This is a genomic window from Janthinobacterium sp. Mn2066, assembly GCF_049319705.1.
Taxonomy (GTDB): domain Bacteria; phylum Pseudomonadota; class Gammaproteobacteria; order Burkholderiales; family Burkholderiaceae_D; genus Janthinobacterium.
This window is the reverse complement of the sequence record NZ_JBMOUF010000003.1, coordinates 333458-347915: the sequence shown is the minus strand read 5'-3', so window position 1 is coordinate 347915 and position 14458 is coordinate 333458. Positions and strand designations below refer to the sequence as shown.

General features: G+C 63.1%; 10 protein-coding genes. 4 read left to right on the top strand and 6 right to left on the bottom strand.

The window, feature by feature from the left end:
* Nucleotides 1-218: 218 nt before the first annotated feature.
* Nucleotides 219-1253 carry an HD-GYP domain-containing protein gene (locus ACL9RI_RS07865; protein WP_422726018.1) on the top strand — a complete coding sequence of 345 codons (1035 nt, stop codon included), beginning with the start codon at nucleotides 219-221 and terminating at the stop codon, nucleotides 1251-1253.
* A gap of 243 nt (nucleotides 1254-1496) precedes the next feature.
* Here the strand turns inward: ACL9RI_RS07865 and ACL9RI_RS07860 are convergent, their stop codons facing one another.
* Complete coding sequence (locus tag ACL9RI_RS07860; RefSeq protein ID WP_422726017.1) at nucleotides 1497-3815, bottom strand: NADP-dependent malic enzyme; 2319 nt, start codon at nucleotides 3813-3815, stop codon at nucleotides 1497-1499.
* Between the two features lie 202 nt (nucleotides 3816-4017).
* Entirely contained in the window at nucleotides 4018-5232 is a 1215-nt protein-coding gene (locus ACL9RI_RS07855) for an MFS transporter (protein WP_422726016.1), read from the bottom strand.
* A 119-nt stretch (nucleotides 5233-5351) separates the two neighbouring features.
* Between ACL9RI_RS07855 and ACL9RI_RS07850 the strand changes: the two genes are divergently transcribed.
* Together ACL9RI_RS07850 and thiL are read left to right on the top strand one after the other, a co-directional pair.
* A complete protein-coding gene (locus ACL9RI_RS07850) occupies nucleotides 5352-5882 on the top strand; it encodes a MarR family winged helix-turn-helix transcriptional regulator (RefSeq protein ID WP_422726140.1) in 531 nt (176 codons plus the stop codon).
* 45 nt (nucleotides 5883-5927) lie between these two features.
* Nucleotides 5928-6908, top strand: coding sequence for a thiamine-phosphate kinase (gene thiL / locus ACL9RI_RS07845; protein ID WP_422726015.1), 981 nt, complete (start codon nucleotides 5928-5930; stop codon nucleotides 6906-6908).
* 28 nt (nucleotides 6909-6936) lie between these two features.
* On the opposite strand, the gene ACL9RI_RS07840 is transcribed toward thiL, so the two are convergent.
* The 4 genes from ACL9RI_RS07840 to ACL9RI_RS07825 all read right to left on the bottom strand — a co-directional run bounded on the left by ACL9RI_RS07840 (nucleotide 6937) and on the right by ACL9RI_RS07825 (nucleotide 13739).
* Complete coding sequence (locus ACL9RI_RS07840; protein ID WP_422726014.1) at nucleotides 6937-8328, bottom strand: TraB/GumN family protein; 1392 nt, start codon at nucleotides 8326-8328, stop codon at nucleotides 6937-6939.
* A gap of 175 nt (nucleotides 8329-8503) precedes the next feature.
* On the bottom strand, nucleotides 8504-11074 hold the full coding sequence (locus tag ACL9RI_RS07835) for an EAL domain-containing protein (protein WP_422726013.1): 2571 nt from the start codon (nucleotides 11072-11074) through the stop codon (nucleotides 8504-8506).
* Nucleotides 11071-13110, bottom strand: a complete 2040-nt coding sequence (locus tag ACL9RI_RS07830; RefSeq protein ID WP_422726012.1) for an ATP-binding protein — start codon at nucleotides 13108-13110, stop codon at nucleotides 11071-11073. The genes ACL9RI_RS07835 and ACL9RI_RS07830 overlap by 4 nt, the downstream gene beginning before the upstream one ends.
* 2 nt (nucleotides 13111-13112) lie before the next feature.
* Nucleotides 13113-13739 (bottom strand): YfiR family protein, encoded by a 627-nt coding sequence (locus tag ACL9RI_RS07825; protein ID WP_422726011.1) that lies wholly within the window; start codon nucleotides 13737-13739, stop codon nucleotides 13113-13115.
* A gap of 234 nt (nucleotides 13740-13973) precedes the next feature.
* Here ACL9RI_RS07825 and ACL9RI_RS07820 point away from each other — a divergent pair, with 234 nt between their 5' ends.
* The gene (locus tag ACL9RI_RS07820; protein ID WP_422726010.1) at nucleotides 13974-14456 is read left to right on the top strand and encodes a CinA family protein; all 483 of its coding nucleotides are present in this window, start codon (nucleotides 13974-13976) and stop codon (nucleotides 14454-14456) included.
* Nucleotides 14457-14458 lie beyond the last annotated feature (2 nt).

The window sequence follows — 14458 nt, the reverse complement described above, 5'->3', positions numbered from 1 at the left end:
TACACGCCGCACGATATAGTTACAATTAATATATTTATTTCTAAAATCTGCTAAGGTTGGCATATCGCCAGCGCCGCATTGCGGCTGCTCTCAGGATGAGACCAGCCCGCATTCCATCAGCACCCCGTATTCCTGACGATCCGGCCCTGCACCAGCTCGGCCAGCTTGGCCAGCACTATCTGCTGGCATTCTGCTGACATCATTGATATGGAGTCCTCATGCGTTTGCATCGCCACACAGCAGCGAAAATCAAGCCAGTGATATTGGCCGTCGATGACGAAGCGGCCAATCTGCAACTGCTGCGGCAGATACTGCAGGACGATTACACCCTGCTGTTCGCCAAGCAGGGCGAGCGCGCGCTGGCACTGGCACGTGAAGAGCGTCCGGCGCTGATCCTGCTCGACGTAATGATGCCCGGCATGAACGGCCACGCCGTATGCAACCGCCTGAAGGCCGAACCGCAAACATCCGCCATTCCCGTCATCTTTGTCACGGCGCTGGACCAGCAAAACGACGAGCTGAGCGGCTTCGAAGCGGGCGCTGTCGACTACATCACCAAACCGCTCAGCCCGGCCATCGTGCGCGCCCGCGTGCGCAACCATTTGTCGCTGGTGCGTATCGAGGAATTAAAGCAAACGCGGCTGCAAATCGTCCAACGCCTGGGGCTGGCCGCCGAATACAAGGACAATGAAACAGGGCTGCACGTGATACGCATGAGCCACTATGCGCGCCTGCTGGGCGTGGCCGCCGGCATGGATGAGGACGAGGCGGACGATTTGCTGCACGCGGCGCCCATGCACGACGTGGGCAAGATCGGCATTCCCGACCGCATCCTGCAAAAACAGGGCCAGCTCGACGATGATGAATGGCACACCATGCGCACGCACGCAGCGATCGGCGGCGACATCATCGGCACGCATCCGGCTGGCGGCATGCTGGCGCTGGCCCGCGAAATCGCCCTGACCCACCATGAAAAATGGGATGGCAGCGGCTATCCGCGCGGCTTGTCCGGCGAGCATATTCCGCTGGCCGGACGCATCGTCGCCATCGCCGACGTGTTCGATGCGCTGACCTCCGCGCGCCCGTACAAGCGGGCCTGGCCCATGGCCGACGCGCTCGCTTATTTGCAGGAACAGAAGGGCCGCCACTTCGATGCGGAACTGGTCGATCTGTTCATCAGTGAGCGGCACGCGATCGATGCGATCAGGACGCGCTGGGCGGAAGAGGACGCGGTAGGGGAAGGGCTGCAATGAAGTGAACTCCCGCCACAGCCCATGTTGTTGCGTCACACAAAGAAACGTCAACACGATGCGATTGACGCCGATGAAGACCACGGGCAGAGCAAGGAGTTCCCGACCAGCTTAGCGTCAAATGGCCAAAGACAATTTGATCGATATCAAATTGTCTTCAATGAATAGGCTGCCCCACAGATAAAAAGCCGCCCCTCCTTCCGGATGGGGCGGCTTTGATCCTTTTGGCGGCCAGGGCCGCCGTGATTACACTTTACGCTGGGCGACAGCGTCCACCACGCACAGCGCCGTCATGTTGACGATACGGCGCACGGTAGCCGACGGGGTCAGGATGTGCACGGGCTTGGCGCAGCCCAGCAGGATCGGGCCGACGGCGATGCCGTTGCCAGCTGCCGTCTTCAGCAGGTTGTAGGCAATGTTGGCGGACTCGATGTTGGGCATGACCAGCAGGTTGGCGTCGTTTTTCAATGTCGAGTTCGGCATGAATTTTTGACGCAGCTTGCTGTCCAGGGCCGTATCGCCATGCATTTCGCCGTCGATTTCCAGCTCCGGCGCACGTTCCTGGACGATGGCCAGGGTGGCGCGCATCTTTTGCGCCGAAGCGCTGTCGCTGGAACCGAAGTTCGAGTGCGACAGCAGGGCGGCGCGTGGCGACAGGCCGAAACGGGTCATTTCCTCGGCCGCCATGATGGTGATCTCGGCCAATTGATCGGCGTCCGGATTTTCATTGACGTGCGTATCGACCATCACCAGCTGGCGCTCAGGCATCACCAGCACGTTCATGGCGGCATAGACATTGCTGCCGGCGCGCTTGCCCAGCACCTGGTCGATGTATTTCAGGTGCAGCTGGGTGGTGCCGAAGGTGCCGCAGATCATGCCGTCGGCGTCGCCCTTGTGGATCATCATCGCACCGATCAGGGTGTGGCGGCGGCGCATTTCCAGCTTCGCGTATTCTTCGGTGACGCCCTTGCGGCTGGTCATGTCGTAATACGTGTGCCAGTAATCGCGGTAGCGCTCGTCGGAATCCGGATTGATGACATCGAAATCGACGCCATGTTTCAGGCGCAGGCCGAATTTGGCGATGCGCGCTTCCAGCACGGCTGGACGGCCCACCAGGATAGGACGCGCCAGTTTCTCGTCGACCACCACTTGCACGGCGCGCAGCACGCGCTCTTCTTCGCCTTCGGCGTAGACGATGCGCTTCAGGTCGGCCGGCGTGGATTTTGCCATCAGGAACAGCGGCTTCATGAAGGTGCCGCTGCGGTAGACGAATTGCTGCAGGCTGTCTGCATACGCTTGCAGATCCTTGATCGGACGCGTTGCCACGCCGGAATCTTCCGCTGCCTTGGCGACGGCCGGCGCGATCTTGATCAGCAGACGCGGATCGAACGGCATCGGGATCAGGTATTCAGGACCGAACGACAGGTTGCTGATGCCATAGGTGGTGGCCACGATGTCGGACTGCTCGGCGTGCGCCAGGTCGGCAATCGCGTGCACCACAGCAATTTCCATTTCGCGCGTGATCGTGGTTGCACCGCAATCGAGGGCGCCGCGGAAGATGTACGGGAAGCACAATACGTTGTTGACCTGGTTCGGGTAGTCCGAACGGCCGGTGGCGATGATGGCGTCGCTGCGCACGGCCTTGACTTCTTCCGGCAGGATTTCCGGATTCGGATTGGCCAGCGCCAGGATCAGGGGATTCGGCGCCATCTTGCGCACCATGTCTTGTTTCAACACGCCGCCGGCGGACACGCCCAGGAAGATGTCGGCGTCAGGGATGATCTCGGCCAGGGTACGCAGTGGCGTATCTTGTGCGAAACGTTCCTTGTCCGGATCCATCAATTCCGTGCGGCCTTTATACACCACGCCAGCCAGGTCGGTGACGTAGATGTTTTTCAGCGGGAAGCCCAAGTCGACGATCAGGTCCAGGCAGGCCAGCGCTGCGGCGCCCGCGCCCGAGACCACCAGTTTGCAGTCTTCGATTTTCTTGCCGACCGCTTTCAAGCCGTTCAGGATAGCCGCGCCCACGATGATGGCGGTGCCGTGCTGGTCGTCATGGAAGACGGGAATCTTCATGCGGTCGCGCAGCTGGCGCTCGATATAGAAGCACTCGGGCGCCTTGATGTCTTCCAGGTTGACGCCGCCGAAGGTCGGTTCCAGCGCGGCGATGATGTCGACCAGCTTGTCCGGATCCGATTCATTGATTTCGATGTCGAACACATCGATGCCGGCAAACTTCTTGAACAGCACGCCCTTGCCTTCCATTACCGGCTTGGCGGCCAGCGGACCAATGTTGCCCAAACCCAACACTGCCGTACCATTGGTGATCACGGCGACCAGATTGCCGCGCGCCGTATATTTATAGGCATTGGCTGGATCGATGACGATTTCTTCGCATGGCGCAGCCACGCCTGGCGAGTACGCCAGCGCCAGGTCGCGCTGGTTGGTCAGTTGCTTGGTGGGCGTCACGCTGATCTTGCCGGGGCGCGGGCACTCGTGATATTCGAGTGCGGCCTGGCGCAATTGTTGACGCAATTCTTCTTTTTGGTCAGATGACGAATCCATGCTGTGCTGCCTTCCTGTTTGGTCGATCGGGTAGTCTTCGATTTTATCAGACCGATTCTTTCAATTAGCTAGGTATTTTCCGCTAGCCACAGTCTGATATCACGAAAACGTATAACCCCACATTGTAAGCTTCCCTGTGGACGCCAACGGACACGGCATTAAAAACTATCAAATTTATATATTTGATTAATTTAAACAATCATCATTGGGAGTTCAGCCGCGCACCGGGAGCGAAACGCAAGGCGATCAGCAGCAGGATCAGCACGCCACCGGCCATCACCATCCAGGCCTGCGCCAGGCTGGACGAATGCTGGCGGATCAGGCCGGCGATAAACGGCATGCTGCTGGCGATGATGTAGCCGCCGCCCTGCACGAAACCGAGCAGCGCGCCGGCGCTGGCCGGGTCAACCACATGGTCCATGCTGACGATCAGCGACAGCGGGAACAGCGCGCCGATGCCGATGCCGAGCAAGACCATCGCAGGGATCGCCAGTTGCGCCGGCGCCAGGATCAAACAAGCCAGGCCGGCCAGCACCGACAGCAGCACCGCCAGCAGCAGGATGCGGCGGTCCGGGAAACGGTTGATCAGGCTCGACACGACCAGGCCCGCCAGCACTTCCATCAGGGTCAATCCGCCCAGCAGCAGGCCGCTTTCGGCCGCGCTCCAGCCCAGCTCCGTATAAAACGGCGGCAGCCAGGCCAGCACCAGCGTGTAGGCGCCCGTGCCGATGCCGAAAAACACCATCAGCAGCCAGGCCCGCGGCGCCTTCACGGGCAGGCTGGCGCCGGTGCCGGCCGACACATCGCGCCGCGATGCGCTGGTCCGGCGCCACAGCAGCGCCGCGGCGGCGGCCGGCAGCGCCCACAGGGCCAGCAGCACTTGCCAGCCCAGCGCTTGCGCCAGCGGCGAAGCGCTGGCGGCAGCAAGCGCCGCGCCGCCCATGATGCCGGTGGTATAAAACCCCATCAACTGCCCTGCCCGCTCGGGGAAATGGCGCTTGATAAAGGCGGGCAGCAAGGCTTGCACCAGCGCGATGCCCAGCCCGCCCAGCGCCGCCGTGGCGATCAGGCCGGCGCTGCCATGCAGGGGCCAGCGCAGCGCGCAGGCCACGGTGATGATGGCGATGCCCAGGCCGATGCCGCGCACCACGCCCAGGCGTTTTTGTAGCTGGGCGCCCAGCAGCGCGCAAATCCCCATGGCAAACACGGGCACGGTGGTCAGCAAGCCGGCATCGGCGCTGCTGATGCCGGTAGCGGCCTGTATGCTGTCGAGCAAGGGGCCGATGGCGGCCAAAATCGGGCGCAGGTTCAGGCCCAGCAAGATGATGGCGGCCACCAGCAGCGCCGTCGAGGCAGCATGCGGGGTCGTGCCGGCCTGGGCTGCTGGCGCAGCCGTGGTAGAAGAATCAGTGCTCATGGATAGTCCTTGCCTCACGCGGAGGCGCATGGTTTAATGCTTTACGCACAATTAACTCGATAGAAAGTATCTTAACACAGAGATTAAAATCTCTCTCGACGTGAAGATAAATGACAAATATGACAGACACCGACACCCAGTTGCACCACAACCGCGCCCGCTACGCCGCCGCACAATGGCAGCGCGAATTACCGGACATGGATACGGCCGCCATGCAGCTGGTGGGGCAGCTGGGCACGGTGGCCCACCTGATGTCGCGCGACTGGCTCAATCCGCTGTTTGCGCAACACGGCTTGCAGCCGGGCGAATTCGATGTGCTGGCGACCCTGCGCCGTTCGGGCGCGCCGTATGCGCTCACGCCGACGGCCTTGTACGAAGCGGCCATGCTGTCTTCGGGCGGCATGACCAACCGCATCGACCGCCTGGAAACGGCCGGCCTGATCGAGCGGCAAAAACATCCGACCGACCGGCGCGGCGTGCTGGTGGCCTTGACGCCCCAGGGCCGCGAACTGATCGACCGGCTGGTGCGCCTGCATGTGGACAATGAACGCAGCATGCTGGCCTCCCTGAGCGCCGGGGAACAGCAGCAGCTGGACCAGTTGCTGGGCAAATTGCTGCAAGGCATGGCGCAGGCGCGACCAGGCAGCTAGCCAGCTCTATAATAGGCAGTCGCGAACCCACTGCCCCCACATCCCATGCCCCAACACGATGCACTGTCCGAATTCGACCTGATCAAACACTACTTCGTGCGCCAGCGGCCTGGCCGCGCCACCCTGGGCATCGGCGATGATTGCGCGCTGCTCACGCCCACGCCAGGCAAGCAGATCGCCATTTCCTCGGACATGCTGGTGGAAGACCGGCATTTCTTTGCCGGCGCCGATGCCCGCATGCTCGGGCATAAAAGCCTGGCCGTGAATCTGTCGGACCTGGCCGCGATGGGCGCGCGCCCGGTGGCGTTTACCCTGGCGCTGGCGCTGCCGCAGGCGGACCGCCACTGGCTGGCCGGTTTTGCCGAAGGCCTGTTTGCGCTGGCCGATGAACATGGCTGCGAATTGATCGGCGGCGACACCACCAAGGGGCCACTCAATATCTGCATCACCGTGTTTGGCGAACTGGCGCCGGGCCAGGCCCTGCGCCGCAGCGCGGCTGTGGCGGGTGACGATATCTGGATCAGCGGCAGCCTGGGCGACGCGCGCCTGGCCTTGGCCGGCTACCGCATGGAGCAGAACCTGCCGCCGGCCGACCTGGCCACGGCGGCGGCGCGCATGCACACGCCCACGCCGCGCGTGGTCCTGGGCTGCGCGCTGGCCGAAGCGGGCATCGTCCACGCCGCCATCGACATTTCCGATGGCCTGGTGGGCGATTTGGGCCACATATTAAAAGCCTCGAACGTGGGCGCCACGCTGGAGGTGGACGCCCTGCCCGCCGGCCCCGTGCTGGCGCAGCAGGACAGCGCGCTGCGCCGCCGCTACACGGCTGCCGGCGGCGACGATTACGAACTGTGTTTTACTGCGCCCGCTGCCTCGCGCGACGCCATCGCCGCGCTGGCAAATAGCTGCGGCACACCGGTTACCCGCGTGGGCCGTATCGAAGCCGAAGCCGGTTTGTGCCTGGTCGATGCGGCCGGCTTGCCGCTCGACCTGTCACTGACTTCGTTTGACCATTTCAGCGATTGAAGCATACAAGCGCGAGCGAGCATCAGCGTCAGCGACCGGGATCAGCCGGCGCCATCTTTTCAGCCGTCGCCAGATCAGCTACCCTTTGCGGTGCGCGCGGCACCATGGCGGTAACGCATTGGTTCAAGGAGCCGAACTGCGCACCCCGTTGATAACAAACCGTCAGCCGTTCCTGCGGCGAAGCAGGCCCCGCCAAATTGGCCTGGTAAATGGTCGTTGCGTTAGCCCACGAACAGGAATAATTGCCAGGTATAAGGATGCATTTGCCTGCCAGCCGCTTCGGCTCCAACGCCGGCAAGGTGGATAAATCTGCCTGCCCGGTGCCAGCCGGCGCGTGTGCCAGCAGCTTGTGCAACATGGGCTGGCCATCGACCAGCGCCACATGGTAGCCCGCGCGGCGCAACAGCGTGATGAGACCGGGGCCGTAACTATGGTCGGCAAAGTGGTCCGCACCGATGGCGTAGAAGGGCAAGCGTTCGGTATTGAGTACCGACGGCAGTTGCGCCATCCAGACGCGATTGCGCTCGAGAACCAGAAAGCGTTGCCTGATCAACTGCTCGTCAGTCCAGTGCCGTTCATGCGGGACACCGGCAGCCAGCCCGGCATCGTCAGTGTGCCCCTCCTGGTCCAGGGTGCGGCGAATATCTGCCAGGCTTGCCTGGTACAGACTGTCGATTTCACGGTATAAGCTGCGCAAGCTTGGCTTCGGCTCAGGCTGCGGCGGCGACTGCTGCTGTTGGGATAAGGCGAGGTCGTCAAGCAGGCTGCGTATCAGGGCGCGGCGCTGCATCGGCGCCAGCGCGCAATAGGCCTGGAAAAATGTCGCAGTATCGTCCACCGAGTGGAGTGGGCGCGGCATGGCCATGATCAGCTGGGCCGATTGCGCCGGCAGCACATGAACTGTGGCCGCCTGCCTGGCTTCAGCCTGGGCGTCAACGCTGGCCGGCTGCTGGTAGCCCCTTCCTATCCAGGCCTGCAACAGCATGTCGAAGCGGATGAAGCGCCCCAGTTGATCGATTTCCCCCTTGATCGGCATGACACGCTCCAGCACCGGGTCCGGGTGAGCACGCAGGGCGGCATTGATTTCCATATCCTGTTCCGCTTCGTCCGCGCTTTCGGTCTCGCAAGAGCACTGATCATACTCAGGCGACAGGCGCGGGCTGGAAGGGCGTTCCAGCAGCAGCGCCGAGGAAGCGGCAAAAGCAGGACGGATCGTCTGCTTAAAGTAAGAATCTTGCTGCGCCGGTGTGCCGATATGGCTTTCCGGCAGCAGGAAAATCAATCGTCCGTCTTTTTCAGCCACCAGCAGACGCGCGGCGCTGGTGCTGGTCTTGGTGCTGGTGGCCGCCCATGCAGGTGCCAGCAATAGCAAGCTCACTGCCAGCAAGGCAGTGCGCGCAGTGTGAAGAGGAAAAGTCATGGTCGTGACGATCAAGGATGACAGCGCCTGGCTGAATTTGCGGGCCGTTGCCCAATAAACTTTGATCTTATGGCAATAGATCTCAAAAAAACATTGATCTTGTAACATCAAGTTTCATTAAAGTTACGTTCAGGAAATTTCAAAAAAGCCGCAGCGGAATCAAGCTGCGTATGCGCTAACTGAGGATAGCGGCCCGCGCCAGCCCGGGCGGGTTGACCATCCAGTAATGCTGGAAAGCCAGGCGGATATTGTCGCGCAGTTCGGTGTCGTCCCAGGGCTTGGTATAAAAGCGGTAGATGGCGCCCCGGTTGATGGAGTCGAGCACCGCTTCCAGGCCCGTATAGCCGGACAGGATGATGCGGATGGTTTCCGGATACAGTTCCTTGACCTTGCTGAGAAACTCGGTGCCGCTCATGCCGGGCATGCGCTGGTCGCAGACGATCACGTGCACGCGGTGCAGCGCCAGCATTTCAAAGCCTTCCGATGGCGTGCTGGCCGTCAAAATCTGGTAGCCGTCGGGGCGGAACAAACGGTGCAGGGAAGACAGCACGTTGACGTCGTCATCGACGATCAGCAAGGTTTGCGCCGGTTGCGCAACCGGATCGTGGCCGGGCGGCAGGCCGGCGCCGGCGGCGATCATCTGCCCCAGTTCCAGCGCGGGCAGGGCGCGGCTGAAATAAAAGCCCTGGATTTCATCGCAGCGGTTGCGCCGCAGGTATTCCAGCTGCGGGCGCGATTCCACGCCCTCGGCCACCACGCTCAGCTTCAGGCTGTGCGCCATGCTGATGATGGCCAGCGCAATGGCCGCGTCATTCGGATTGCTGGTGATATTGCGCACGAAGGCGATGTCGATCTTCAGCTTGTCGATCGGGAAGCGCTGCAGGTAGGCCAGGCTGGAATAGCCGGTGCCGAAATCGTCGATGGTCACCTTCACGCCGGTTTTTTTCAGTTTGCCCAGCACCACGATGGTGCGCTCGGCATTCGACATCAGCGCCGTTTCCGTCAGTTCGAGCTCCAGCAGCTCGGCCGGCACCTGGTACAGCGCCAGCGCGCGCGTCACTTCGCCTTCCAGGTCGCCCTCGGCAAACTGGCGGCTCGACACATTCACGGCCACGTGCACGGGCCCCACTTCGCTGCCCTGCCACTGCGCGATCTGGCGGCAGGCGGCCTGGATCACCCAGGCGCCCACGCGCACGATCAGGCCCGTGTCTTCCAGCACCGGCACGAATTCAGCGGGCGCCACCAGGCCATAACCGGGGCGCCGCCAGCGCAGCAGCGCTTCCACGCCGCTGATGCGGCCGGTGCGCAAATCCACCTTGGGCTGGTAGTACAGGATGAATTGTTCGTGTTCCAGCGCGTGGCGCAGGGCCAGTTCCAGGTCCAGCCGCGCCAGCACCTGCACATTCATGCCAGCCGTGAAGAAACGGTAGCCATCGCGCCCGGCCTGCTTGGCGCCGCCCATGGCCGTATTGGCGTATTTGATCAGCGTTTCCGGGTCCAGCGCGTCGTCGGGATACATGGCGATGCCGATGCTGGCGGTCAACGTGGCCGGATGGCCGCGCAGGTCGAAAGGGGCGCGCAAGGCTTCGCGTACCTGGTTGGCCACCATCACGGCTTCCTGCTGGTTGCGGCCCATGGTCAGGATCAGCGCAAATTCGTCATTGCCCAGACGCCCCACCGTATCGCGCAGGCGCACGCATTCGACCAGGCGGTTGCTGAACTGGCGCAGCAACTCGTCGCCCAGGTCCGCGCCCAGGGTATCGTTGATGCTCTTGAAGCGGTCGAGCGCGATGAACAGCACCACGATGCGCCAGGCTTTTTCCTGCGCCAGCTCAATCGCCTGGCGCAAGGTCTGGTAAAACAGGCCGCGGTTCGGCAGCCCCGTCAGGCTGTCATAGTGGGCCAGCTGCTTGAGCCGCTCCTGCGTCTGGCGCCGTTCGCTGATATCGCGCGCCACGGCGATCAGCAGCAGGCTGTGGGAGCCGGCCAGGCCCGCCTCGAGCGGACCTTGCGCATGCCAGTGCCAGCCCAGCTCCACCGGCACCATGCTCAGGTCGCGCCGCAGCAGGTCGCACTCGATCAGTTCGGGCGTCAGGTGGAACAGGCCATCGAGCGGTGTCGATGGCGGCGTGGGCAGCAGGTCGCCCGGCGACAGCGACAGCAGCTCGGTGCGCGTATAGCCGAGCAAACGGCACGCGCCATCGTTGACGTCGACCAGCGCCATGCCCATCACATCGATCAGGAAGATGGCGTCGCTGGTGGCGTCCATGGCGCCGCGGAAGCGCTGCAATTCGGCCGTGCGCTGGATGACGGTGCGTTCGAGCAGCGCGTTGTAATGATGGGCGGCGCGGTGCAGCAGCCGCACTTCGAGCATATTGCGGATGCGCGTGAGCACTTCCAGCGCATCGAACGGCTTGCTGAGAAAATCGCGCGCGCCCGCCTCCAGCGCCGCCAGCTTGGCGTCGGGATCGGCGGCGATCACCAGCACCGGCAGATAGCCTTCGCGCTCGAGCGGGCGCAGCGCATCCATGACTTCGTAGCCGCTCATGCCCGGCATCACCAGGTCGAGGATGATCAAGTCATATTGGTGGTGCTGGTGCAGCCCGGCCACGGCGCGCGGATCGAGCGTACTGGTGACGCAGGTATAGCCGCCGCTCCCCAGCAGATGTTCGAGCAGGCGCAGGTTGACTTCCTGGTCGTCGACCACCAGGATTTTGGCGCCATAGATGTCGGCCTGGCTGATCATGGCGCGCGCCCGCCTTTCTGCTGGCGCTGGCGGGCGATATAGGCCAGCGCGCTGTTGATCGTCTCGCTGAATTCCTCAAGATTGATGGGCTTGGTCAGGTAGCGGTAAAAGCCCAGCGCCATGCTGCGCTCCACCTCGCTGGGCATGGCGTTGGCCGTCAGCGCGATCACGGGGATATGCGCCGTACGCGCATCGGCGCGCAGCAGTTGCAGCACTTCGGTGCCGCTCACGTCGGGCAGGTTGATATCCATCAATATCAGCTGCGGCATGTGGCTGCGCGCCATCTCCACGCCCCTGCGGCCGTCTTGCGCCGTCAGCAGTTGCAGACGCGGACAATAGCCGATGATTTCTTCGATCAGTGTCAGGTTGGCGGGATTGTCTTCCACGTACAGCAAGGTGACGGGGCCGCTGTTGTCCAGCAGCGCACCGGCCAGGTCCGGCGGCGAACTCGATGACGGCGGGCCCGGCAAGGCATCGACGGCGCGCAGCTCGATCCAGAAGGTGCTGCCCTCGCCCGGCTCGCTGGTCACGCCGATGCTGCCATCCATCAAATCGACCAGCCGCTTGGTCACCACCAGGCCGATGCCGCTGCCCTCTTCCGTGCCGCCCTCCTGGCCCAGCCGGTTAAATGGCTGGAACAACTGCGCCAATTGCTCGTCATCGAGGCCGCTGCCCGTATCGTGCACGCTGATGCGCACCCGCCCCCCCGTCTGCGCCTCGCCATCCCATGCGCAATCGACGGCCACGCGGCCATGTTCGCGGTTGTACTTGAGCGCATTCGACAGCAGGTTCAGCAAGATCTGCTTGAGGCGCGTGCGGTCGGCCAGCACCGTCAGCGGACTGGCATCGGGAAAGGTCATGGCGATGCCGCGCTGGCTGGCCAGCGGCGCGATCATGTCGCGGCATTCATCGAGGATGGCATGCAGGGCCACCGGTTCCAGCGACAAGGTGACGGTGCCCGACTCGACCTTGGCCAGGTCAAGGATTTCATTGATCAGGGTCAACAGATGGCGGCCCGACTTGAGGATATGCCCGGCGAATTCCTTCTTTTGCGCCAGCGTCGACGGCAGGCGGTCGGAGCTGAGGATTTGCGCAAAGCCGAGGATGGCGTTGAGCGGCGTGCGCAATTCATGGCTCATCGAGGAGAGGAACGCCGACTTGGCATAATTGGCGCTGCGCGCCTCTTCCATCGCCATCGCCAGTTCGCCATTGGTGAGTTCGAGCTGCATCGTGCGCTCATGCACGCGCACTTCCAGCTGCTGGTTCAGCCGCATGATTTCCTGCTGCGCCTGGGCGCGCTGTCCCGCTTCGCGCGCCAGTTCCGCGTTCGAGCTTTCCAGCGCATGCGTGCGCAACTGTATCTCGGCCAGCATTTTATTAAAGGAATCGACCAACTGGGCCACCTCGTCCGAACTGAGCTTGCGCGCGCGGCGCGAATAGTCGCGCGTCTCGACCACTTCACGGGCCACGTCGGCAATATCGAGGATGGGCTGGGTAATCATGTAATCGAGGCGGCGCAGCAGCAGCAAGGCCACCAGCAGCGCCAGCACCGTCACGCCCAGCGCGATGGCCAGGTAGTCGGCCGTGCGGCCGGCCAGTTCGTAATCGGCGCGCAGGTAAACAGTACCCAGCAGCTCGCCATTGTCGACGATGGACTTGAACAGTTCGACCGAATTGGCCTGGATGCGTTCCCCTTCGAGGCCGGCCCGTGCCGGCAGCGCCGCGGTATGCTGGTTCGCCTGGTAACTGGCAAACAGGCTGCCATCGGCACGGTACAGGGCGCCAGCCGTCACGCGTGGACGGATGCGCATCAGGTTCAGGTTTTCCAGCGCCAGGCGCTGGTCGTCGAAGGCCAGCGCGGCCGAACTCATATGCCCCAGCAGTTCGGCCTGGGTGCTGATGTCGGCCATCAGGTTGCGGTGGTAGGCGCGCAAATCGAAGACGACGATGGTGCCCAGCGAAATGACGAGCGCCACCAGGGTGGTCAGCAGGACTACCGACATCAGCTTGTGGCGGATCGAGCGCAGGCGCAGCATGTTCAGGCGCCTCCCGTCTGCACGCGGTAGGCGGCCAGCAGCATGCGCGCACTGATGCGGATGTGCGCCTGCGCCACCGGTTTCAAGGCCACGTCGAAGCGTACCCGGTCGTCCGTCACCACGAAATTGATCATGCTGCCCATGGCATGGACCTCGTCCGAATCGGATACCGTCAACAGCGCCAGGCCACGGCTGGCGGCCAACATCTCTTGCAGCGGCGCCTTGTCCTGCCCGCCCAGATACAGCACATGCAAGCCGGCCAGCGGCTCGCCGCGCCGTACTTTTTTCACCTGCACGGCGCGCCCGTTGACACTATGCCCGGCCACGCTGAGCTCCAGCTGGTCGGCCAGCGCCGTGTCGCCCGCCACGCCGATCAGCAGCGGACTGTCGGGCCGCTCGAAACTGCCTTCGGGCCACTCGACGAATCCGGCGAACTTGTACAGGTAGGCGGCCTTGACCTGGCGCTCCGCCGCCCCCGGCGCCTGCGCCTGCGCCAGGACACAGCTCATCGCCAGCAACAGAAACAGGCAAGCCAGGCAGCCCAGCCGCATGGCGATACGCCTGCGGCCGGGCGCCCGGCTAGCCAGGTGCTCGCACAATTGCCGGCAGGTCCAGTCCAGAAGTGCCATGACAAACGCATAAAGGTCGTACGTTCAGGGGCCCAGGGCAAACCAGCCAGTTAGCCTGATGGGGCGGTCAAGCGTGATATGTTTGCTATATGTCTTGCTGCCAAATGCATAAAAGAGTGTACGCATTTTCGCTGTCAGCGGGGAAAGTTTCTTTTTCCGTGCTCATCAGGGCATATCGACCGTGATACAGTCCCATTTCCCCCATTTTGCCATTCCCCGCCTCAGGAGCCACTCATGCACAACGATATACTCAGCCTGGCCAGCCAGGTCGGCCAGGCCTTGCAAGCGAAACAATGGCTGCTGGCAACGGCGGAGTCGTGCACGGGCGGCGGCGTGGCGCAAGCCGTGACGGATATCGCCGGCTCCTCCGCCTGGTTCGAGCGCGGCTTCGTTACCTACAGCAATGCCGCCAAGACAGACTTGCTGAACGTGCCAGCCGCCCTGATTGCCGAGGCGGGCGCCGTCAGTGAAGAGGTGGCCGCCGCCATGGCCGAAGGCACGCTGGCCAACAGCGACGCCCAGGTGGCCGTCTCCACCACCGGCATCGCCGGTCCGGGCGGCGCCGTACCGGGCAAGCCGGTCGGCACCGTGTGTTTCGGCTGGGCCCATGGCGCCAGCGTCCACACGGAACGGCGGGTATTTGCCGGCGACCGCCAGGCCGTGCGCGAACAGGCCGTCGCCCATGCGCTGGAAGGCTTGCTGCGGTTTATCAAATAGGT

Coding starts and splice junctions, on each gene's coding strand:
- ACL9RI_RS07860 (WP_422726017.1), bottom strand. CDS start 3,815: ATGGATTCGTCATCTGACCAAAAAGAAGAATTGCGTCAACAATTGCGC.
- ACL9RI_RS07855 (WP_422726016.1), bottom strand. CDS start 5,232: ATGAGCACTGATTCTTCTACCACGGCTGCGCCAGCAGCCCAGGCCGGC.
- ACL9RI_RS07830 (WP_422726012.1), bottom strand. CDS start 13,110: ATGCTGCGCCTGCGCTCGATCCGCCACAAGCTGATGTCGGTAGTCCTG.
- ACL9RI_RS07820 (WP_422726010.1), top strand. CDS start 13,974: ATGCACAACGATATACTCAGCCTGGCCAGCCAGGTCGGCCAGGCCTTG.
- ACL9RI_RS07840 (WP_422726014.1), bottom strand. CDS start 8,328: ATGACTTTTCCTCTTCACACTGCGCGCACTGCCTTGCTGGCAGTGAGC.
- thiL (WP_422726015.1), top strand. CDS start 5,928: ATGCCCCAACACGATGCACTGTCCGAATTCGACCTGATCAAACACTAC.
- ACL9RI_RS07850 (WP_422726140.1), top strand. CDS start 5,352: ATGACAGACACCGACACCCAGTTGCACCACAACCGCGCCCGCTACGCC.
- ACL9RI_RS07865 (WP_422726018.1), top strand. CDS start 219: ATGCGTTTGCATCGCCACACAGCAGCGAAAATCAAGCCAGTGATATTG.
- ACL9RI_RS07835 (WP_422726013.1), bottom strand. CDS start 11,074: ATGATCAGCCAGGCCGACATCTATGGCGCCAAAATCCTGGTGGTCGAC.
- ACL9RI_RS07825 (WP_422726011.1), bottom strand. CDS start 13,739: ATGGCACTTCTGGACTGGACCTGCCGGCAATTGTGCGAGCACCTGGCT.